The sequence below is a fragment of the Paucibacter sp. KBW04 genome, from assembly GCF_003852425.1.
In the GTDB taxonomy this organism is placed as follows: Bacteria; Pseudomonadota; Gammaproteobacteria; order Burkholderiales; family Burkholderiaceae_C; genus Paucibacter_A.
Window position 1 is genome coordinate 70,226 of record NZ_QAJN01000013.1, and the last position, 19,528, is coordinate 89,753.

Annotated in this window: 13 protein-coding genes and 1 pseudogene; 6 read left to right on the forward strand and 8 right to left on the reverse strand. The window is 63.7% G+C overall.

The features are described from left to right. Positions 1 to 866: 866 nt before the first annotated feature. The 3 genes from DBR47_RS16745 to DBR47_RS16755 form a co-directional block, all read right to left on the reverse strand. A complete protein-coding gene (locus tag DBR47_RS16745; RefSeq protein WP_124452123.1) occupies positions 867 to 1,301 on the reverse strand; it encodes a hypothetical protein in 435 nt (144 codons plus the stop codon). A 110-nt stretch (positions 1,302 to 1,411) separates the two neighbouring features. Then, on the reverse strand, positions 1,412 to 1,630 hold the full coding sequence (locus DBR47_RS16750; RefSeq protein WP_124452125.1) for a hypothetical protein: 219 nt from the start codon (positions 1,628 to 1,630) through the stop codon (positions 1,412 to 1,414). 196 nt (positions 1,631 to 1,826) lie between these two features. Continuing rightward, complete coding sequence (locus DBR47_RS16755; RefSeq protein WP_231512357.1) at positions 1,827 to 2,294, reverse strand: Lrp/AsnC family transcriptional regulator; 468 nt, start codon at positions 2,292 to 2,294, stop codon at positions 1,827 to 1,829. Between the two features lie 336 nt (positions 2,295 to 2,630). Here DBR47_RS16755 and DBR47_RS16760 point away from each other — a divergent pair, with 336 nt between their 5' ends. The 3 genes from DBR47_RS16760 (at position 2,631) to DBR47_RS16770 (ending at position 8,271) form a co-directional block, all read left to right on the forward strand. Next, positions 2,631 to 6,197, forward strand: coding sequence for an indolepyruvate ferredoxin oxidoreductase family protein (locus DBR47_RS16760; protein ID WP_124452129.1), 3,567 nt, complete (start codon positions 2,631 to 2,633; stop codon positions 6,195 to 6,197). 142 nt (positions 6,198 to 6,339) lie between these two features. After that, entirely contained in the window at positions 6,340 to 6,849 is a 510-nt protein-coding gene (locus DBR47_RS16765) for a GNAT family N-acetyltransferase (RefSeq protein WP_231512350.1), read from the forward strand. Positions 6,850 to 6,978: 129 nt separating this feature from the next. Beyond that, positions 6,979 to 8,271: a TIGR03118 family protein gene (locus DBR47_RS16770; protein ID WP_231512351.1), complete on the forward strand. Its 1,293-nt coding sequence runs from the start codon at positions 6,979 to 6,981 to the stop codon at positions 8,269 to 8,271. 316 nt (positions 8,272 to 8,587) lie between these two features. On the opposite strand, the gene DBR47_RS16775 is transcribed toward DBR47_RS16770, so the two are convergent. Beyond that, entirely contained in the window at positions 8,588 to 9,424 is an 837-nt protein-coding gene (locus tag DBR47_RS16775) for an alpha/beta fold hydrolase (protein WP_124452136.1), read from the reverse strand. 163 nt (positions 9,425 to 9,587) lie between these two features. Then, a complete protein-coding gene (locus tag DBR47_RS16780; RefSeq protein WP_124452138.1) occupies positions 9,588 to 10,634 on the reverse strand; it encodes an EamA family transporter in 1,047 nt (348 codons plus the stop codon). Between DBR47_RS16780 and DBR47_RS25505 the strand changes: the two are divergent. After that, positions 10,633 to 10,821 (forward strand): annotated as a pseudogene (locus tag DBR47_RS25505) (LysR family transcriptional regulator); the annotation flags it as partial. The gene DBR47_RS16780 and the pseudogene DBR47_RS25505 overlap by 2 nt on opposite strands. A 78-nt stretch (positions 10,822 to 10,899) precedes the next feature. Further along, the gene (locus tag DBR47_RS16785) at positions 10,900 to 11,538 is read left to right on the forward strand and encodes a LysR substrate-binding domain-containing protein (protein WP_231512352.1); all 639 of its coding nucleotides are present in this window, start codon (positions 10,900 to 10,902) and stop codon (positions 11,536 to 11,538) included. Between the two features lie 4 nt (positions 11,539 to 11,542). Here DBR47_RS16785 and DBR47_RS16790 read toward each other — a convergent pair whose 3' ends face one another. From DBR47_RS16790 to DBR47_RS16800, 3 genes are all read right to left on the reverse strand, one after another. Next, positions 11,543 to 13,162: a S41 family peptidase gene (locus DBR47_RS16790; protein WP_124452142.1), complete on the reverse strand. Its 1,620-nt coding sequence runs from the start codon at positions 13,160 to 13,162 to the stop codon at positions 11,543 to 11,545. A gap of 161 nt (positions 13,163 to 13,323) precedes the next feature. Continuing rightward, positions 13,324 to 16,065 carry a polysaccharide deacetylase family protein gene (locus DBR47_RS16795; RefSeq protein WP_124452144.1) on the reverse strand — a complete coding sequence of 914 codons (2,742 nt, stop codon included), beginning with the start codon at positions 16,063 to 16,065 and terminating at the stop codon, positions 13,324 to 13,326. Between the two features lie 66 nt (positions 16,066 to 16,131). Then, positions 16,132 to 17,016: a DUF535 family protein gene (locus DBR47_RS16800; protein WP_124452146.1), complete on the reverse strand. Its 885-nt coding sequence runs from the start codon at positions 17,014 to 17,016 to the stop codon at positions 16,132 to 16,134. Between the two features lie 388 nt (positions 17,017 to 17,404). Between DBR47_RS16800 and DBR47_RS16805 the strand changes: the two genes are divergently transcribed. Continuing rightward, the gene (locus DBR47_RS16805) at positions 17,405 to 19,528 is read left to right on the forward strand and encodes a TonB-dependent siderophore receptor (protein WP_197047119.1); all 2,124 of its coding nucleotides are present in this window, start codon (positions 17,405 to 17,407) and stop codon (positions 19,526 to 19,528) included.

Sequence of the window (19,528 nt, forward strand, 5' to 3'; positions counted from 1 at the left end):
ATCTCCTCGGTGAAAGTGATGTGGGGGGATTCTCAGCGATGTGACTGGGGCTTGAATACCGTTCGCTCTTTCCGCCGAAACGACGCTGACTGCGTCAACCCTATTGCCCCTTCGCAAAGGCCCAGCCGGGAGTTCGCCCCGGCGGGCGACCTTCTTTCTTGGGCGCCCAAGAAAGAAGGCAAAGAAACCGCCCCGAATGCCTGGCCCCTTCGGGGTTCGCTGTGGTGCTCGAATTCGCCGGCCCGCGCCGAACTCACTTCGCTACGCTCCGTTCAGACATGCGGCGCGAGCTAGATCTTGAAGGCGCTGCGCGCCGCCCGTCAAATTCTGTGCTCCTCGCCCAGGCAACACGGGGAATGCGAACCCCACTCGGCTCGCTGCGCGTCGCCTCGATGACGGAGCAGCTAACGCTGCATGCGCTCGGCGCATGCAGCCCCTCAAGCCGATGCGCAGCGAGGCGTGACGGTATTCAAACCCCGTTGAGACTGGGTGAGGAGCGCAAGCTTGCTTGGGCGTCGCGAAGCGACTTCAAGGACTGACTTCGCGCCCCTTGTTTGAACGGAGCGTAGCGCAGTGAGTTGGGCGCGGCCTAGCAAACCTGAGCACCGCAACGGACCCCGAAGGGGCCAGGCGTCGGGTCGCCTTTTTTGCCTACTTTTTTGGCGACGCAAAAAAGTAGGTCGCCCGCCGGGGCGAACTCCCGGCTGGGCCGTTGAACAAGAACAAGGGTTGACGGCGCTACGTGCCGCATAGGCTGGGCAGCCATCACAGTTGAGAATCGCCACCGGACCAAGCCACACCACATGGGAGTTAGGACGGGCTAGGGTCAGGTCTTGCCTATAGATTTGACACCTGGCCCCGAACTGCTATTGCTGCAGTTCCTTTTTTGCGACAGCCTCAGCTACAGGCAACAAGCCAATCCAAAACCCGTGCAGGCCGTTTTGTGACCATTGCGCTCCAGGAAACTTGGTCTTTAGGTACGAATGACGGACGTATACGATTTGATTGGCCATCGTTTCGACTTGCACTTCAGAAGACAGATCGAAGCACCAGGACTTGATGGCGTAGATCAAATGCTTGCCGGGCGGCACGTCAACAAAAGAATAGCCACCAAACGGCAATTTCATTGCTTCGAGGTCATCAACTTTTTGAGTAGGGCATGAAAGACGCCCAGGTGATCCAGCGGGCCAATAGATGACGATCCGACTCTTCCCTTCGGGAGGTCTGCCAGGAAGCTGACTCGATCCAGTCGTCGCGCAAGCAGAAACCAGGAGCGCTGCAATCAAAATGAACGTCTTCATCATTGGCGAATGGTCTATTGATGCCTAATGAGCCTGGGAATTAACCAGATTTCGCGGAGTATGCAGAGTAATTTGAGGGCGGTTTGAGCATGTGCGCAGCCGCGAGTTGACTACGTGGCAATGGCTCGCTTGCCTGACGGCGTGATTGCCAGCACGAGTGCAGGGTCCTGCTGTCCGTAAGTATTCCGGCCCTTCTTCATTGGCGGTATGGCCAGCTTGATATATCCCAGTTTCGCGAGTTGCTCGGCGCCATTGAACTCCTCCGCAGCCAAAATTCTGATCGGAAGCTTCGTGGCGGCAAACTTGCGAAGCAGTTCTATGGTTGTCATAGGGCTTTCCAGATTGATCGATATCGAAGTGGCGATCGTAGTCGACTGGCCAAGTGACGAGTGAGGACACGTCTAGTCGCGTTATCGATAGGGTGAACCAGTGCAAGCGGCGCACGAAAAATTGGCTCTTGCGGCGCCCAACTTTGATCTCGGAAATTCGCTACTGACTATTGCTCGCCCATTGCGCAGCTGCCCCTCACCCCCTCAAATGCTCCAACGGCACCCCACCCCCCGCTTTAACTTCCCCCAAGGAAAAACTCGTATGCACATCCTTGACGTTAGGCAAATTGAGCAAGGTATCGATGGAAAACCGCGAGAACGCGTCCAAATCTGTCGCCATCACCTGCAGCTCAAAAGTCCCCGCGCCTGAGATGTAGTGGCAGCTGATGACCTCAGGCTGCTGGCGCAAAGCGTCTTCCAGCGCCTTGGTGGTAGCCCCGTTGTTGCGGTCGGCGTCCACCCGCACAAAGGCCAGGACGCCCAGGCCGACTTTGCGGCGGTCGATCTCGGCGCGGTAGCCGGTGATGAAGCCCTGCTCCTCCAGCCACTTGACCCGCCGCCAGGTGGGCGCGGCAGAAAGGCCGATGCGGGCGGCCAGTTCGGCATTGGACAGGCGAGCATCGCGCTGCAACTCCACCAAGATGGCAATGTCGTAGCGGTCCAGCGCGCCGCCGGGCGGCTTGGCTGCGGGAGCAGAAGCGGAAACTGAACCGGACGCGGACGCAGATTCGGCCGGCTTGCCCGGAGCGCCATCCTCAGGGCATGGGGTTTTCACTGAATTTTGATTCTCTGAAATGCTTCTCATACTTCAGGCCTTTGTTTAGCAAGATTATTGCTCAAAGGCGTAGCCTTGAGCCTGAATTCGCAAGCACCAAACGCGGGCCTTTTCATACACTCCCGTACCCGGTAAAAAGCCGGAAACCTGCCCCTCGCCTGCGCCACAAGCACCCCGACGAGCGGCCGACAGCCAAGCCCTCACACCCCCTGGAGTCCAGCCCCGATGAACGCCCCTTTGCCCGATCACATCCTGCGCGCGCTAGAAACAGTCACGCTGGACGATAAATACGCGCTGGACAACGGCCGAGCCTTCATGAGCGGGGTGCAAGCCCTGGTGCGCCTGCCCATGTTGCAGCGCACCCGTGACGCCATCGACGGCCTGAACACCGCCGGTTTTGTGTCGGGCTACCGCGGCTCGCCGCTGGGTGGCTATGACCAGGCTTTGCAGGCAGCCAAAAAGCATCTGGCCAAGCAGAACATCGTGTTCCAGCCCGGCGTTAACGAAGAGCTGGGCGCCACGGCCGTGTGGGGCACGCAGCAGCTGGACCTCTTCCCCGAGAAGAAGAAGTTCGACGGCGTGTTTGGCATCTGGTACGGCAAGGGCCCGGGCGTGGACCGCTGCATCGACGTGTTCAAGCACGCCAATATGGCCGGCACGGCCAAGCATGGCGGCGTGATCGCCGTGGCGGGTGACGACCACATCGCCAAAAGCTCCACCGCCGCGCACCAGAGCGACCACGTGTTCAAGGCGGCCGGCTTCCCGGTCTTCTTCCCCACCAGCGTGCAAGACATTCTGGACATGGGCTTGCATGCCTTTGCCATGAGCCGCTTCTCCGGCCTGTGGTCGGGCTTGAAGACGATTCAGGAAATCGTTGAAAGCTCCGCCTCGGTGAGCGTGGACCCGGACCGGGTCAAGATCATCCTGCCCGAGGACTTCCCCATGCCCCAGGGCGGCCTGCACATCCGCTGGCCCGACGCGCCGCTGGAGCAAGAAGCCCGCATGATGGACCACAAGTGGTACGCCGCTCTGGCCTACGTGCGTGCCAACAAGCTGAACTACAACGTCATCGAGACCAAGCAGGACAGGCTGGGCATCATCGCCAGCGGCAAGGCCTATAACGACACCCGCCAGGCCTTGCACGACCTGGGTCTGGATGACGACACCTGCCGCCGCCTGGGTATCCGCCTGCACAAGGTCAATGTGGTGTGGCCGCTGGAGGCCACCATCACCCGCGACTTCGCCGACGGACTGAAAGAAATCCTGGTCGTGGAAGAAAAGCGCCAGGTCATCGAATACCAGATCAAGGAACAGCTCTACAACTGGCGCCCCGATGTGCGCCCGCATGTGCTGGGCAAGTTTGACGACGACGAAGGCAGCGACGGCCTGGGCGGCGAATGGGGCCTGCCCAACCCCAGCAAGAACTGGTTGCTGCGCCCGCAGGCAGATCTGACGCCGGCCATCATTGCCCGCGCCATCGCCAAGCGCCTGAAGAAGCTGGGCGTGGACGCCGATGTGCAGGCCCGCCTGGACGCCCGCGTCGCCATCATCGAGGGCAAGGAGAACGCCCTCAAGCTGGAAGAGAAAACCGCCGGCGGCGCCGACCGCACGCCCTGGTTCTGCTCGGGCTGCCCGCACAACACCTCGACCCGCGTGCCCGAGGGCTCGCGCGCCGTGGCCGGCATCGGCTGCCATTACATGGTCAGCTGGATGCCCGGCCGCAACACCGCCACCTTCACACAAATGGGGGGCGAGGGCGTGCCATGGGTGGGCCAGTCGGCCTTCAGCCATGACAAGCACATCTTCGCCAATCTGGGCGATGGCACTTACTTCCACAGCGGCCTGCTGGCGATCCGCCAGAGCATCGCGGCCGGCGTCAACATCACCTACAAGGTGCTGTACAACGACGCCGTCGCCATGACCGGCGGCCAACAGGTGGGCGAGCGCGCCGAAGGCCACACGGTGCTGCAGATCATGCAGAGCCTGAGCTCCGAAGGCGTGAGCAAGCTGGTCATCGTCACCGACGAGCCCGAGAAATACAACGGCGTGTCCCTGCTCTCCGGCGTGACCGTGCACCACCGCGACGAGCTGGACGCCATCCAGCGCGAATTCCGCGAGATCCCCGGCACCAGCGCCATCATTTACGACCAGACCTGCGCGACCGAGAAGCGCCGCCGCCGCAAGCGGGGCAAGCTGGTGGACCCGGCCAAGCGCGTGGTCATCAACGAGCTGGTCTGCGAAGGCTGCGGCGACTGCAGCATCCAGTCCAACTGCCTGTCCATCGAGCCGGTGGACACCGACTTTGGCCGCAAGCGCCAGATCAACCAGAACACCTGCAACAAGGACTTCTCCTGCGTCAAGGGCTTCTGCCCCAGCTTCGTCACCGTCGAAGGTGGCGCCCTGCACAAGCCCAAGAAGGACAAAAAGCTCAGCCCCTTTGACAGCGCCACATTGGGCGCCCTGCCCCTGCCCGCCGTGCCCAATGCCGACCGCGCCTGGGGCATCGTCGTGGCCGGCGTGGGCGGCACCGGTGTCATCACCATCGGCCAGCTGCTGGGCATGGCCGCGCATCTGGAAGGCAAGGGCGTGATCACCCAGGACGCGGCCGGTCTGGCGCAAAAGGGTGGCAGCACCTGGAGCCATATCCAGATCGCTAACCGCGCCGAAGACATCCACTGCACCAAGGTCGGCACGGCCGAGGCCAAGCTGGTGATTGCCTGCGACTCCATCGTCGCCGCCAACAAGGCCACGCTGGCCGTGATGCGCGAGGGCCATACCTATGTGGCCCTGAACACCCATGGCTCGCCCACCGCCAGCCTGGTGAACGATGCCAACTGGAGCTTCCCCGGCGCCGCCTGCGAGAGCGCCGTGCAAGCCGCCGTGGGCGCCAGCCATCTGGGCATGTTTGATGCCGAGGAAGTGGCCGTCAAGCTGGTCGGCGACTCGCTCTACACCAACCCCCTGATGTTGGGCTATGCCTGGCAGCAAGGCCGCATCCCCTTGAGCTACGCGGCCTTGATGCGTGCCATCGAGCTGAACAATGTGCAGATCGAGAACAACAAGATCGCCTTTGAATGGGGCCGCCGCTGCGCCCATGATCTGGCCGCCGTGCAGGCTTTGTTCGTGGCCAGCCAGGTGATCAATATCGTCAAACGCCCTGGCATCGAGGAGCTGGTCGCCAAGCGGGTGGACTTCCTCAGCGGCTACCAGAACGCCGCCTATGCCGCCAGCTACAAGGCCTTGGTCGACAAGGTGCAGGCCGCCGAGAAGGCCTTGGGTGGAACCCAACTGAGCGAGGCCGTGGCCCGTTATCTGTTCAAGGTCATGGCCTACAAGGACGAGTACGAGGTCGCCCGCCTGCACACCGACAAGAGCTTTACCGACAAGGTGGCCGCCCAGTTCGAAGGCGACTTCAAGCTGGTCCACCATCTGGCCCCGCCGCTGCTGGCCAAGAAGAATGCTGAAGGGCATCTGGTCAAGCAGCAAATGGGCGCCTGGATTCGCCCGGCCTTTGGTCTGCTGGCCAAGCTCAAGGGGCTGCGCGGCACGGCGCTGGACGTCTTCGGCCACACCGAGGAGCGCAAGCAGGAGCGCGCCTTGATCGTCGATTACCGCGCCGCCATCGAAGCCATCCTGGCCAAGGGCCTGACGGCCGAGCGCCTGCCCCTGGCCCTGCAGATCGCCCGTATCCCCGAGGAGATTCGCGGTTATGGCCATGTGAAAGAGCGCCACCTCAAGGCCGCCCGCGCCAAGTGGGAAGGGCTGACGGCGCAGTGGAAGCAGATCGCTTGATCGCGCACTGAGCAGGGGCACTCCCCGCCCCTTCCTACCTACCAAGCCGCCGCCTGGAAACAGCCGGCGGCTTTCTTTCGTTTCGCGAACAGCCTTGCCCTCAGAATGGCGTCACTCTGAACTCAAGCCCTTTGCAAAGATGATGGTTCTGGAAACCGAACGCCTGACGCTACGCCAGATGAGCGAGGCCGACGCGGCCTTCATGCTGGGGCTCTTGAACGAGCCGAGCTGGCTGCAAAACATTGGCGACCGCGGTGTGAGGACGCTGGCCCAAGCCCGGGACTACATCCGGCAAGGGCCGATGGCGATGCTGGAGGGGCGGGGCTTTAGTTTCTACATCGTGGCGCTGAAAGGCCCGGGGCAAACACCTATCGGCATGTGCGGCCTGACCCAGCGCGAGTTTCTGGCCGATGTGGACCTGGGCTACGCCTTGCTGCCGCAGTACTGCGGCCAGGGCTACGCCTTTGAGGCAGCGGCGGCCACGCTGGTCTATGCCAAAGACGTTCTGAAACTGCCCCGCGTGATCGCCATCACACGGCCGGAGAATCAGGTCTCGCAAGGCCTGCTGCGCAAGCTGGGCTTGCAGTGGGAGTGCCGCCGGCCCCATCCGGACGGAAACAGGGAGCTTGATGTTTTCGCGCTGCCCTGCTGAAAGTCCGCTCAAATCATTTGCGAATAATTCGCATTCGCATAAACTCTGCTTTTTACAAACAATCAGGCAGGGTTTGCGATGGGGATCAAGCGTCGGGAAATATTGTTCGCTCTGGGCGGAAGCGCGCTGTTGAGCGCCTGCGGCGGTAGTGAGGTCTCAGACCCGCAGCCCGTCAATGCCTTCACGCTGGAGAATTTGGTCAGCGACAGCGCCTCGGCCAGCGCCTTCAAGCCCTCGGTCAAGGGCGTGCTGAAGCAAGACGAGTTCTTCAATGCCTGGGGCATCGCGATCCGCCCGGCCGGGGCCGGTGGGCATTTCTGGGTGGGCGCGGGCGCCTATTCCTACCAGTTCCTGGGCGATGTGCGCAGCAGCGGCGACGCCAAGCTCAAGCCGCTTTCGCAAGACCAGCTCAAGCTGGTCCGAGTGCCCGGCACCGGCGTGCCCGAGGGTGGAGGCTCGCCCACCGACCTGAGCCAGTTCGAGGGCTACACCACCGGCGTGGTCTTCAATGGCGCGCCGCTGGATTCCGATCTGTTCCGCATCAAAGGCCAGACCGTGAGCCGGGGTGGCCAAAGCTTGACGCTGGAAGGCTCGGCGCGCTTTCTCTTCGCCAGCGATTCCGGGGTAATTTCCGGCTGGACGGAGCGGCAGGCGGGCAGCGGCGCCATCGTGCGCGAAGACGGCCCCGCCGTGACCATGATCGACGGCCGCGACCAGGGCAAGCAGTACTTCGGCCTGGCCCTGCGCAGCGGCACGTGGGACGAACTCTGGGCGGCCGACTTCGGCGCAGACCCACAAATCCGCGCCTGGAATGCCCAGTGGCAAAGCATCGATCTGATCGCCCGCAAGGCCTTCCTCAACCCCTTTATCGGCACCAAGCCACGCGCCACGCCGGGCGACTATGTGCCCTTCAATATCCAAGTGCTGAACTGGCAGGGCAAGGACCATGTGTTTGTGGCCTATGCCAAGTCCCAGCCCGACCCTTTGCAGCCCGGCGCCTTTCTGGCGGGTGAAGAAGACGCCATTGCCAAGGCCCAAGAAGGCGACAAGCCGGATCGCGGCCGCGTCGCCATCTTTGACCTGCAAGGCAAGCTGGTCAAAACCTTGCAAGACGATGGGCGCCTGAACGCGCCCTGGGGCTTAGCGATTGCACCGGCCGGTTTTGGCCCCTTTGCCGGTCATTTGCTGGTCGGCAATTTCGGCGGCAAGGGTCGCATCAATGTTTACGACCTGAGCAAAGACCGCTGGGTGGATTGGCTGCGCGACGCCGCCGGCCAAGCCGTGCAGATTGAAGGTTTGTGGGGCCTGCAATTCGGCAACGGCGCCAGCCTGGGCGATGCCACGGCGCTCTATGTCGCAGCCGGCCCAGCGGATGAGACGCAGGGCCTGTTCGGTGTGCTGCGCCCGCACAAATCAAGCTAAAGCCGGGCTGGAACGCCAAAAGCTTTGGGAAGCTGCGGCATTTGGGGCGAGGCGGGGAAGTGCGGATAGGGATGAGATGCAGGGCACAGTTTGAAGCCTAGTGGCCTGTAACCTTGAAATGGGAGTGGAAAGGCTTGCGAGATGGCGGCGTGGCAAGGCGCAAAGCACAGCGATGCCCAGCGGCATCGGGAGCATTTGCAACGCAGCCAGGCGGCTCATATCGCGAGCAAGGACGTTTCCGATTTCAGCGTTCCCGGCCACTCGTCCCCTGCCTCGCTGCAGGCCGCCCGAGACCGTGCGATCCCGGACCGCCCCGCTACACAGCCAGAAACTTGCGCAGCCTCGCCAGCACCTCGCCCTCACGCTCCCGATGCGGCACATGCTGGCAGCCCTCGATGATCTGCACCTGGGTCTTGCCGCCCGACCATTGCTGCAGCAGCTCGGGGTGGCGGGTGGAGCCGAATTCATCCTCGCTGCCATGCAGGGCCAGATGCGGGCAGGGCAAGGCCTGCATGGCTTCAAGCAGCGTCCAGTCGGCGAAACCGGGCGAAAGCCAGGTCTCGGTCCAGGCATCCAGCACCCAGCGGGCCTTGCCATCCGCGTGGTAGCGCCCCAGGCGCTCCAACTGCGCGGGATCGGCAAAACCGGCCTTGGCCTCCAGCACACCGGCCCGGGTGCGCTCCTCCACAAAGGCCTGGGCAGATTCGGTGATCAGGCCCAGACAATGCACAGGCTGATGCTTGGCGCAGAAAGCCGCCATGCCACCGCCCACGCTATGACCGAAGGCGATGAAGCGGTCCAGGCCTAAGGCGGCCTTGATGAGGGGGAAGCTGTGCAGGGCCTCGTCTTCGACAAAGTGCTTGGGCAGGGGCAGTGCCTTCAGAGGCTCAGGTCTTGCGTCCGAGCGCCCAAAACCCAGGCGGTCATAGGCCAGCACCGGCCGGCCCGTGGCGCGAGCCAGGGCTGCGGGAAAGTCGCGCCACAGCGCCACGCAGCCCAGGGAGTCGTGGAAGAGCACGAGAGGCACATGGGCCGCCAGCGTGGGCTGGCAGGCTGCGGGCCACCAGATCTGGGCGAAGAGGCGGCCAGCGGGGCTGCTGACCCAGTGGGTCTCGCTGACGAGACGGGGCGGCTGTGGGTGCGATTCCGACATGGGCGAGGACAAGAAATCGTGGCGAGTACAAGTTCGCCACGATAGCAAGTGCCGCCCGCACCGACTGTCGCCGCCGTTTTAGCGCGGCAGATGGAAGGCGTTGCTGCGCAGCGGTGAGCGCTTCAGCTCCAACGGCACGCCGCCCTCGGCCGAGCGCTTGACGCTATCTGATCCTCCAGCCCAGCCTCGGTAGCCAGACTTGCAATCGAGCAAGAAAGGTATTGATCAGCAAGCCCGCCAGAATCAAACCCATGCCCGCCGCTTGGGCCACCGAGATGCCCACGCCAAAGATGAGCCAGGCGAACAGCAGGGCAAAGAGAGGGACCAGCAAGGCCACCGGCGCAACTTCAGCCGCGCTGTAGCGGGCCATGAGCGAGTTCCACACCCAATAGCCAAAAAGCGTCGTTGGGTAGACCTGAAACGCCAGGGAGGCCCAGGCAAGCCGGTCGCCCAATTGCTCGGGCAAGGCGGTGAATGCGCCACTGCCTGCGGTGGCGAAAGCCAAAGCGAAAAGGGGCAGGGGCGCGAATAGGCAAGACCATGACAAAAATCCCAGGACCTCGGCGGGCTTGACGGCAGCACGCTTGACGATCAAGTTAGCGACGCTCAAGCTGCCAGCGGCCCCCAGTATCAAGACAACGCCCACCGTAGAGCTAGCCCCGCTGCTGGCAAAGATCACCTGCAGAAAACCAAGCAGCGCGACGCATGCGCCGATTTTTTGCGCTCGCAACCAAACCTCGCTAAGCCAAAGCACGCCCAGCAGCGGTGTGATGAAGGCGCTGGACTGCAACAACCAAGCAGCCAAGCCCGGCGCCAAGCCAGCGTGCAAGCTCAAGCTCACCAAGCCCCAGGTACCGACACCAAATGTCAGGCCGTACAGGACGAGCCAGCGCCAGGCAATCTGAGGTCGAGGCAAAAACAAGACCAAAGGCAGCGCGGTCAGGGCAAAGCGCAAGCCAGCAAGCACCAACGGGTCTACGCGCGCAACGCCGAGTTTGATGAAGGAAAAGTTAAGCCCCCATAGCGCAGCTACAGCAATTGCAAGGCCAAGGTCTCGGGTCTTCATAAGTGCGGCTTTCGTCGATGAGATGTGACGGATTCTTATTCCCGCTGAAAACAAGCAAAAGCGTTCGTTCTTAATATTTAATGTGACGAAATCGCACAGTAAATTACCTGCCCAACTCAGCGTTTCACCCGCCGCAACCGCCATGTCAAAAAAGAGCTTGCCCTCCTTGGCCTCGCTTCAGTCCTTTGAGGCGGCAGCCCGCTTGAACAGCTTCACAAAGGCTGCGGCCGAACGGCATCTCACCCATAGTGCTGTCAGCCGCCAAATCCAAGCGCTGGAACATTGGTGCGCCGAGTCCTTGTTTGAGAGAAATGGCCCCAAAGTCCTGTTGTCAGAGGCAGGGCTGCGCTTGCGACAGCGCCTGAACGATCCCCTGCAGGCCCTGCACCTTGCGCTCAATTTGGAGCTCATGCCTGCCGAACAGCAAAAGCTCAAGGTCTTGCTGCTGTCCTCCGTCGCCTGCACTTGGTTGATGCCGCGCCTACCCGCCTTTGCACTCGCTATGCCGCACATCACCCTTTCCCTTGAGACAGCTTATGAGGTGGTGAGCTTGCCGCCGCTGCAGGCGATGGTGGCAATTCGCTTCGGCCACTTTGCACGAGCAGGCCTGCGCTGCCAGCGCCTTTGGTTTGACCATATGGTGGCGGTAGCCGCGCCCTCATGGGTCGAACAACACGGTCTCGACGCGGACCATTGGCCCACCACCCAGATGTTGCAGCACAGCTACGAGCCTTGGCCACAGCGCCTGCCCACGCAAGGCGAGGCGAACACGAGCAGGAAGCTGGCGGCTGCCGAAGGCTTTGAGTTCAATGACGCCTTGCTGCTGGTCCAGGCTGCCCTGCTGGGTTGTGGCGTCGCCTGGGTCAGGTCCTCACTGGTGCAAGACTGGGTGACCCGAGGTCAGTTGCAAGTGTTGGCTCAAAGCGAGCAGGTATCGGACAAAGCCGCGTGGCTGGTGTGCCGCGAAGACACCGCCGACCTGCCGGCCGTGCGCGACTTTTTCAGATGGGTCATGACGCAAGCCGCAACAAACGACCAGCCCGAGTGATCGCTCAGCGCGGCAAATGAAACGCATTGCTGCGCAGCGGCGAGCGCTTCAGCTCCAGCGGTACGCCACCTTCGCCCGAGCGCTTGACGCTGAAGCCCTTGGCCAGCTGGGGTGGGCAGCTGCCGCTGATGCGGTGCTGCAGGGCCGCCGCCAGCATGGCTTCTTGCGGGGTGCCCAGGGCATTGGCGAGGTCGTCGGCCACCACGCAGCCGGGCACGCCGGTGGCGCCGCTGCCGGCGGGCACAAAACCGTCGGCATAGTCACCAAAGCCCTTGTTGTTCACGCCACCAAACTCGATGGGGAAGTAGGACATGCCGCAGTTGTCCTTGGCGGTGAAGCCATAGGGCTTGCCGCAGGTCTTGCCGCCGATCAGGATCACCTGCACATCGATGCCGCGCAGGCCGTTGATGAAGGCCTCGCTGGCCGAGCAGGTGCCGCTTTGCGCCAGCACATAGACGCGCTTCAGCCCCAGGCTGGGCAGGGGCTGCTCCTGCGTGCATTTGCTATTGGCGTCGAGGATGCAGGAGGTGTTGAAGAAGGGGTAGGAGAAGTTGTCGTTCTGGCGGCGGCTGTTGTAGCGGCTGGTCTCGAAGATTTTGTTCGCGGTCTGGTTGGGGCCCGCCACCATATAGGCCAGCTCGCTGGCCATGAAGAGCAGGCCGCCGCCGTTGTAGCGCAGGTCCAGCACCAGATCGGACACGCCGGCCCGCTGGAAGCTGTTGATGGCCGCGATCAGCTGGGCCTCGCCCTTGGCGATATGGTCGTTGAAGACCATGTATCCGACCTGCTTGCCATCCATGCCGGTCAAAACTTGCGTTAGCGGCACGGGGATTTTCTCCACCTCGGCACTGAGCAGGCTGGTGTTGATGGATTGGCCCAGGCCGTTGGCATCGCCCCGGCTGAAGGCGAACACATAACTCTTGCCCACGGCGTCGGGGCTGAGGGCATCGTTCAGGGCCACCAAGCCGGCACTGTCATTGGTGTCGGCCGAGACGCCGTTCACCGTCAGCAAAGTGTCACCGCGCATCAGGCCGGCGCGTGAGGCCGGGCTGTTGGCGGCCACCGAGGCGATGCGGATCTGACGCGGCGGCGTGCGTGAGCCCATGGTCCACTCGATGCCGAAGCCGGCATCGACGCCGGCCTTGGTCTCCTGATCCCATTTGGCCGTGGGGATGGTGAAGCTGAAGCGGTCACGCTGGGCGCCGCTGGCCGTGCGCGCGGGGGTCAGCAAGGCGTCGAAATAAGCTTCCAGCGAGGCTTGCACATTGGCGGTATTGCTATAGCTGGCGGCAGTCGCATCGACCTGGGGCACCTCGTCGCGCCAGAGATAGGCTTCGTCGAAATAGCTGCGCATCCACTGCTTCTCAACACTCAGGCTGCCCACGCGGCTGGCTTGCGGCGCCAGGCTGTTTTCGGGCGCGCATTGTTGTGCGTAATTGCTGCTGGGCTGCAGGCCGAGTGGCGGCTGCGGGCTGGGGGCCGGGCTGGGCGAGGGCGAAGGGGCGGGCTCGGGGCCGAACTTGGGGCTTCCGGCCTCACCGCCACCGCCGCCGCAGGCCACCAACAAAAGGCTAGCACTCAGGGCGGCAATCACCGCCGAGGGCCTAGGGCAAACTGATTTCATCCATTCCTCCAAACGCGGGCGATCTTGGGGCGCCTCGCAAACAACTCAATTTCTAAAACGAATGGCCCGCAGCCAAATGGGGCCTGTAAATGGGGCCTGTTTGTACACCCTCGCCAAGGCCTGTCCGGCCCATTGCGGCGGTAAATATCGCCAGCCGTCGATCAATCGCCCGCCAGTTTTTGCTTGGCATAGGCCGCACCGGGCCCATTGGGCAAGAGGGCGAGATAGGTGCTGTAGGCCTTTTTCGCGCCCTCGGCGTCGCCGCTCTTGGCGCGCGCGTCGCCCAGGTTCAGATAGGCGATGGCGCGCGAGCGGTCCATCTGGATGGCGTTCTCAAACCAGCGGGCCGCCTCCTTGAACTTGTCTTGCTTGTAGAAGACAAAGCCCAGATTGTTGGCGGCCAGGGCGAAGTCGGGGCGCAGCTTCAAAGCCTCGGTGAACTCGCGCTCGGCCTCGGCGTAACGTTTTTCCTTGAAGTGCTGCAGGCCGCGGTCGTTGGCACGCTGGGCCAGCTGGCGCATGGAGCTGGGCATGGCGGCGGGCGTGACGAGCTTTTGATCCTGGCCCTGCAAGTCCTTCAAGACCACGGTGGTGCTGGCGGGCAGCTGGGCCGGTTTGTCCGCGCTGCCTGCCGCCGCGAGCGGCGCTGCGGCCACCGCGTCGAGCTTGCCGTTCAGGGCGATCGCATCGCTGGGCAGCTGCGAGGTCTGGGCGCTGATGAACTCGTCGTTGGGCGGCAGCTCGAACACAAAGTCCCCACCCTCGGAGCCCGGCAGGCTACCAAAGGCCGGCGTCTGCTGCGACACCGCCGAGACGGCCGGGCCCACGTAGGCGGCCAGCTCGGTGGCGGTGATGAGCCCGTCGCCATTCAGATCGGCCTTGCCGGCCAGGCCTTGCAACAGCGTCCAGGTGAAGACGGAATGGCCGTTCGGCCCGCCATCGGCCACCATCTGATCGGCGCCGCCCGCGGTCAACATCTGGCGGCCAATGCGGCGGGCGTTGTCGCGCAGGAAATTGGCCGAGCCGCCGCCGCGCGTCAGGCCCAGGCCGCTGTAGCAGGCGTCCATGATGAAGAGCGCATGCTTGGCCGTCAGGCTCTCGGCGATGTTCTGCAGCTCGGTCATGGGAATCGCGTCGGTGGCAATTTTGCTGGGGTCGGAGTCCACCGGGATGATGTAGCCCAGGCTGCGGCCCGAGCTGAGTTGCAGGGTCGCGCCATGGCCGGCGAAGAAGACCAGCAGGCGGTCGTTCTTCTTCATGCCGCTATGCGCCAGCTTGTCGTGGAAGGCGCCCAGAATGCCCATGCGGGTGGCGTCGGCGTTGTCCAGGCTGATGACGCGCTCGGGCGCGAAGCCAAACTTCTGGATCAGGTTTTCGCGTATGGCCTGGGCGTCGCGCACGGCGTACTGCAGCTTGGGCCATTTGGCGTAGTCGTTGATGCCGATGACGATGGCCCAGGAATCGGCATAACCCGGCGTTGCCACGGCAGCTGCAGGCGGTGCCTCGCGCTTGACGCTCTTGAACTTGGCGCCGTCCCAGCCGGCGAATTGATAGCCCTGGGCGCTGAGCTTTTCCAGGATCAGGGGCAAGGCCTTGACGGTGCGCTCGTGGATGTCATGGAAGAGGATGATGCCGCGGCCTTCTTTCTCCACCGTCTTGAGCACGCGCTCGGCGATGGAGCTGGGCACCGGGTCGGCCCAGTCCATGGAGTCGATATTCCACATCACCGAGCGCAGCTTGGCCTGGCCCAGGATCTCCATGCCTTCCGCATTGCGGGCACCGTAGGGGAAGCGGAAGATGGGCGAGCGGCGCTTGTCCACCGCCTGCAAAAGGCTGTCGGTGCCGAGGATCTCCTGCTTGAGCGCATCGCCCGTGCGCTTGGACAGCTGGGCATGGGTCAGGCTGTGGTTGCCGATGGCGTGGCCCTCGTCCAGCAAGCCCTGGCTGATCTTGGCCATGCCGCCCAGCTGGGGCTTGCCCTGAGCATCAAGCTTGCCCAGATTGCTGCCCACCTGGAAGAACACGGCCGGCGCGCCGTACTGCTTGAGGATGGCGGTGATCTCCTCGGTATAGCTGCGGTGCGGGCCGTCGTCGAAGGTCAGCACGATGGTCTTGGGCGGCAGCTCCTTGCCAAAGACCTCGGCGCTATCGCCTTCATCTGGGGCGCTGGCCTTGGCCGTGGGTGGCAAGGGGTAAGGCGTGACGACGCCGTAGTCCTTCAGGATCTGCTCGCGGCTCAGGCTCTTCTTTAGCTGGGCCACATAGTCATCCCATTTCTCGCGCTTGAGTTGGATGGCGCGGCTGCCCTCGAAGCGGCCGAAGATCTGCTGGATCTCTTTGTCGTAATTGCGCTCGATCTCGGCCAGGGCGTCCAGGTCCTCGCTGATGCGCTTGTGCAGCTTGATGGCGGGCAGGGTGGAGTCCTGGGCGATATCGGTCTTCAGGCTGCGCAGCACTTCCACAAAGGCCAGGCGGTCGGCATCGAAGAGCTGGGCATCGCTCTCCATATAGTCCAGCAGGCCGGCAATCACGGCCAGGCGCTGGGCCTCGCCACTCTGGATCAAGCCGCGCAAGCGCTCTTCCAGCGCCAGCACCCGGGCCTGGTTCTCGTGGAACAAGGCCTGGCCCACCGGCTTGGCGCGCTCGGCCGCATCGCCGCCTGCCTTGGCCTCGTCGGCAAAGAGCACGATGATTTTTCGCTGCGCCAACACCAGGGCTTTGGCCTGCTCCAGCAGGGGAGTCAAGACCTGACCCTCGGCGCCCGAGGCGCTGGCGGCGACTGGCTCGGTGGCCTGAGCGAGGCTCGCCTTGGGCTTCAGGAACAAATGCCAGGCACCCGCCCCCAGGCTGAGTGTGGCCACGGTGGCCAAGGCGGCAATCAGAGTCTTTTTCTTGGCGAGCATGCGAGCGCTAGGTTCATTCAAACCCCGCCATCATCGCCGCAAGTACGTTCTAAATTTTGGTGCCGATCAAGAACTTGCCGGTGACTTGCGCGCCGCCGCCAGAGCTTCACCCATGCTCTTGAACATGGCCTCCTGCAGGGCCAGCTTTTTGCGGCCTTCGGAGCGCTTCTTGGAGGCCATGGCCTCGATGTCGATATAAGGTGCGGCCAGGCTGTCCAGCTGGTAATTGCCGTCGGGGCGTGCCTGCGCTTCCATCTCCGTCCACATCTGGTCGTAGTTGGAGGTGATGTGCCAGCGCCGCCAGAGGTTGATGCTGATGCGATTCACATTGCTCACCAGCAGCAAGTGCGGGCAGCCCAGCAGATAGGCAAAGTGCCGCGCCGCCAACACCAGCAAGCCGGCCGGGCGGGTGCTGAAGAGATCGCGCGTGGCCTCGCGCACCGCCTCGCGGGCGGCCTCGGTGGCCTTGCCTTGCAGGCGGCCCAGCATCAGGCAGGGCTCGCCGTCTTGGCGGAAGAAGACCAGGGACGCGGCAAAGATGTACTCGCCCTTGTAGACCAGGCGCAGGCACAGCTCGCCCTCGCGATGCCCTTCGTGAATGGCGCTCAGCTCCAAGAGCATGGGCGCGCCGGACTTGCACTCCAGCTGGGCCAGCAAGACCGGCTCTTGCGAGGCCTGGCGCACCCAGTCGGCCAGGCCGAATTCGCTCAGGAAACGGTAGTGGTCGATCAACACATCGACCCGCTTGGCGCAGCTCAGGCGGGTGGAGAGGTAGGGCCGGTAGATCTTGCTGTGGGCAAAGGGGAACTGGCCCAGCTTGTCGTGCAGGATTTCGTTCTGGCTGATGAACTGAGTCCAGCGCTGCGTCTGCTTGGGGTGCAGCAGGCTGCCGATCAGGATCTTGGCGCGGTCCTTGGGTTTCATGGCGACCCGTTCAGGTTTGGATTTCATGGGCAGAGGGTGTCGCGAGCGGAAAACTTGGAATCCAAGTGAATTGGGCGATAGGCAGCATGGCGGTGGGTGCCGGATTGTCCCCGAGTTTTCGGGCAGGCGGCGGCAGCCTCAGCGGTTGGGGCCGAGCCTGAGCCTGGCGCTCTCGTGCGCCCAGCGCCCGTCGGTCAATTCTCTTAATGCGAATAATTCGCAACAAGCGCATACTGCGGCCTCGTTTTCGCACGGCGCAAGCCTCCCAAGGTTCAGCGCCCTGCCCGGCTCTGCGCCCTCGCCCCGCCCAGCCGCCTGTTTCAGCCAGCCAACGCCAGCCCCGGCCCACCGCCTCCCGCCCTGCCGCTTTTTAGCGGCCCGCGCCCTGTCGTCATCTGTTGAAGCTCGCTCGCCCATGATTCCCCTTTCCCTCGATTCAACTCGCCCTCCAATCGGCCTCGCCGCCCTGCTCTTGCTCGCCCCGGCCCTGGCCTGCGCTCACGAAGCCGCCCCCGCCCAGCAAGCCCTGCCGCGGGTTGAGATCGAAGGAAATAGCAGCGGTGGCGGCGGCAACGCCCGCATCAAAACCCTCAGCGCCACCGGCATGGCCTTGAGCCTGCTGGAAACACCGCAGTCCCTCAGCCTGCTGCCGCGCGAACGGCTGGAGGACTTCCGCCTGGTCAGCGTCAGCGAGGCCCTGGCCCAAGCGCCCGGCGTGCTGGTCAACAAATTCGAGACCGACCGGGTCAGCTACGCCGCCCGTGGCTTTGATCTGATCCACTTCCAGCTCGATGGCCTGGGCCTGCCGCTCAGCAATGGCGACACGGTCGAGGGTGATCTGGACACGGCGCTGTACGAGCGCATCGAGGTCTTGCGCGGCGCCGGCGGCCTGCTGACGGGCACGGGCAACCCCTCGGCCACGCTGAACTTTGTGCGCAAGCGCCCGCTGGCCGAGACGCAGACCGAACTGAGCCTGAGCCTGGGCTCCTGGCAAGACCGCCGCCTGGTGGCCGATGTGTCCAGCCCGCTCAACCCAAGCGGCAGCTTGCGTGGCCGTTTCGTCGCTGCGGCGCAAGACAAGCACAGCTATCTGGACCGCTACCAGCTCAGCCGCCGCTTGGGCTATGGCGTGCTCGAAGCCAAACTGAGCCCCAGCACCCTGCTCAACCTCGGCTTTAGCGAGCAGCGCCACCAGCCCAAGGCGCCGCTCTGGGGCTCGCTGCCGCTCAAGTACAGCGACGGCACGCCCACCCACTACCCGGTCTCGGCCAGCACGGCGACGGACTGGAGCTTCTGGAACACCCGCAATCGCAACGGCTTTGCCGAACTCACACAGGACCTGAGCGCGCTGCTGGGCCAGGGCTGGAACGCCCGCGCCGCCTACACCCAGACCCGCATCCAGGGCCGCAGCAAGCTCTTCTACGTCTACGGCGAGCCCGACCCCGTCACCGAGCTGGGCCTGCATGCCTACCCCTCCAACTACAGCAGCGACAAGCAGCAAGAAAGCTTGGATCTGCGCCTGAGCGGCCCCTGGACCTGGTTGGGCCGCCAACATGAGTTGGTGCTGGGCGCCAATGCAGGACGCGCCAGCACCCGCGATCTGTCCATGCACGGCAACAATGTGGGCGCAGCCCTGCCGCCTTTCGATCAGTGGCATGGCCAGTTCCCCGAGCCCCCCTTCACCGAGCTTGGCGGCGGCAGCGATCTGAAAGAGGACAGCCAAAGCCTCTACCTGGGCGCGCGCCTCAAGCCCCTGGATTCACTCAGCCTGATCCTGGGCGCCAACTACGCCCGCCAGCAGGTGCAGGGCAGCAGCTACGGCGAAAAGCAGGACCGCCAGGCCGGCAAGACCAGCCCCTACCTGGGCGCCGTGCTGGCACTCTCGCCCCAGCTCTCGGCCTATGCCAGCCACGCCCAAGTGTTCAAGCCGCAAAGCCAGCTCAATGCCCAGCTGCAGCGCCTGGCGCCGGTGCAGGGCAGCAATAGCGAGCTGGGCCTGAAGAGCGAGTTGCTGAACCAGCGCCTGCTCGCCAGCCTGGCCCTGTTCCGCGCCACCCAGGCCAATCTGGCCACGCCGGATGGCCGCAACGAAGAACTCGGCATCGATCTCTTCCGCGGTGAAGACACCCGCTCGCAAGGCCTGGAGCTGGAGCTGGACGGCCGCCTCGCCACCGGCTGGCAGATCCAGGCCGGCTACACCCAGCTGGCCTTGAAGAACGCGCAAGGTCAGGCACAGCGCCTGTACATGCCGCGCCGCCTCTTGCGCCTGGGCAGCACGCTGCAGCCCAGCTGGCTGCCCGGGCTCAAGCTGGGCGCTCAGGTGGCCTGGCAGTCCGAGACCCGCAATGAGAGCGGCTATGTTCAACAGGCCTATGGCCTGCTGGACCTGATGGCGGCCTATCAGCTCAGCGAGCGCTGGCGCCTGGCGGTCAATCTGAATAACGCGACAGATCAGCGTCATATCGCCAGCCTGCAGTTCGGCCAGGGCTATTACGCCGCGCCACGCAATGCCAGCCTGACACTCAGCTGGAGCCTTTGA

Bases quoted from the DNA above. Each gene is read 5' to 3' on its own strand.
- DBR47_RS16775 (WP_124452136.1), bottom strand. From the start codon at position 9,424: ATGTCGGAATCGCACCCACAGCCGCCCCGTCTCGTCAGCGAGACCCAC.
- DBR47_RS16785 (WP_231512352.1), top strand. From the start codon at position 10,900: ATGCCTGCCGAACAGCAAAAGCTCAAGGTCTTGCTGCTGTCCTCCGTC.
- DBR47_RS16765 (WP_231512350.1), top strand. From the start codon at position 6,340: ATGGTTCTGGAAACCGAACGCCTGACGCTACGCCAGATGAGCGAGGCC.
- DBR47_RS16800 (WP_124452146.1), bottom strand. From the start codon at position 17,016: ATGAAATCCAAACCTGAACGGGTCGCCATGAAACCCAAGGACCGCGCC.
- DBR47_RS16805 (WP_197047119.1), top strand. From the start codon at position 17,405: ATGATTCCCCTTTCCCTCGATTCAACTCGCCCTCCAATCGGCCTCGCC.
- DBR47_RS16750 (WP_124452125.1), bottom strand. From the start codon at position 1,630: ATGACAACCATAGAACTGCTTCGCAAGTTTGCCGCCACGAAGCTTCCG.
- DBR47_RS16795 (WP_124452144.1), bottom strand. From the start codon at position 16,065: ATGCTCGCCAAGAAAAAGACTCTGATTGCCGCCTTGGCCACCGTGGCC.
- DBR47_RS16745 (WP_124452123.1), bottom strand. From the start codon at position 1,301: ATGAAGACGTTCATTTTGATTGCAGCGCTCCTGGTTTCTGCTTGCGCG.
- DBR47_RS16780 (WP_124452138.1), bottom strand. From the start codon at position 10,634: ATGGCGGTTGCGGCGGGTGAAACGCTGAGTTGGGCAGGTAATTTACTG.
- DBR47_RS16760 (WP_124452129.1), top strand. From the start codon at position 2,631: ATGAACGCCCCTTTGCCCGATCACATCCTGCGCGCGCTAGAAACAGTC.
- DBR47_RS16790 (WP_124452142.1), bottom strand. From the start codon at position 13,162: ATGAAATCAGTTTGCCCTAGGCCCTCGGCGGTGATTGCCGCCCTGAGT.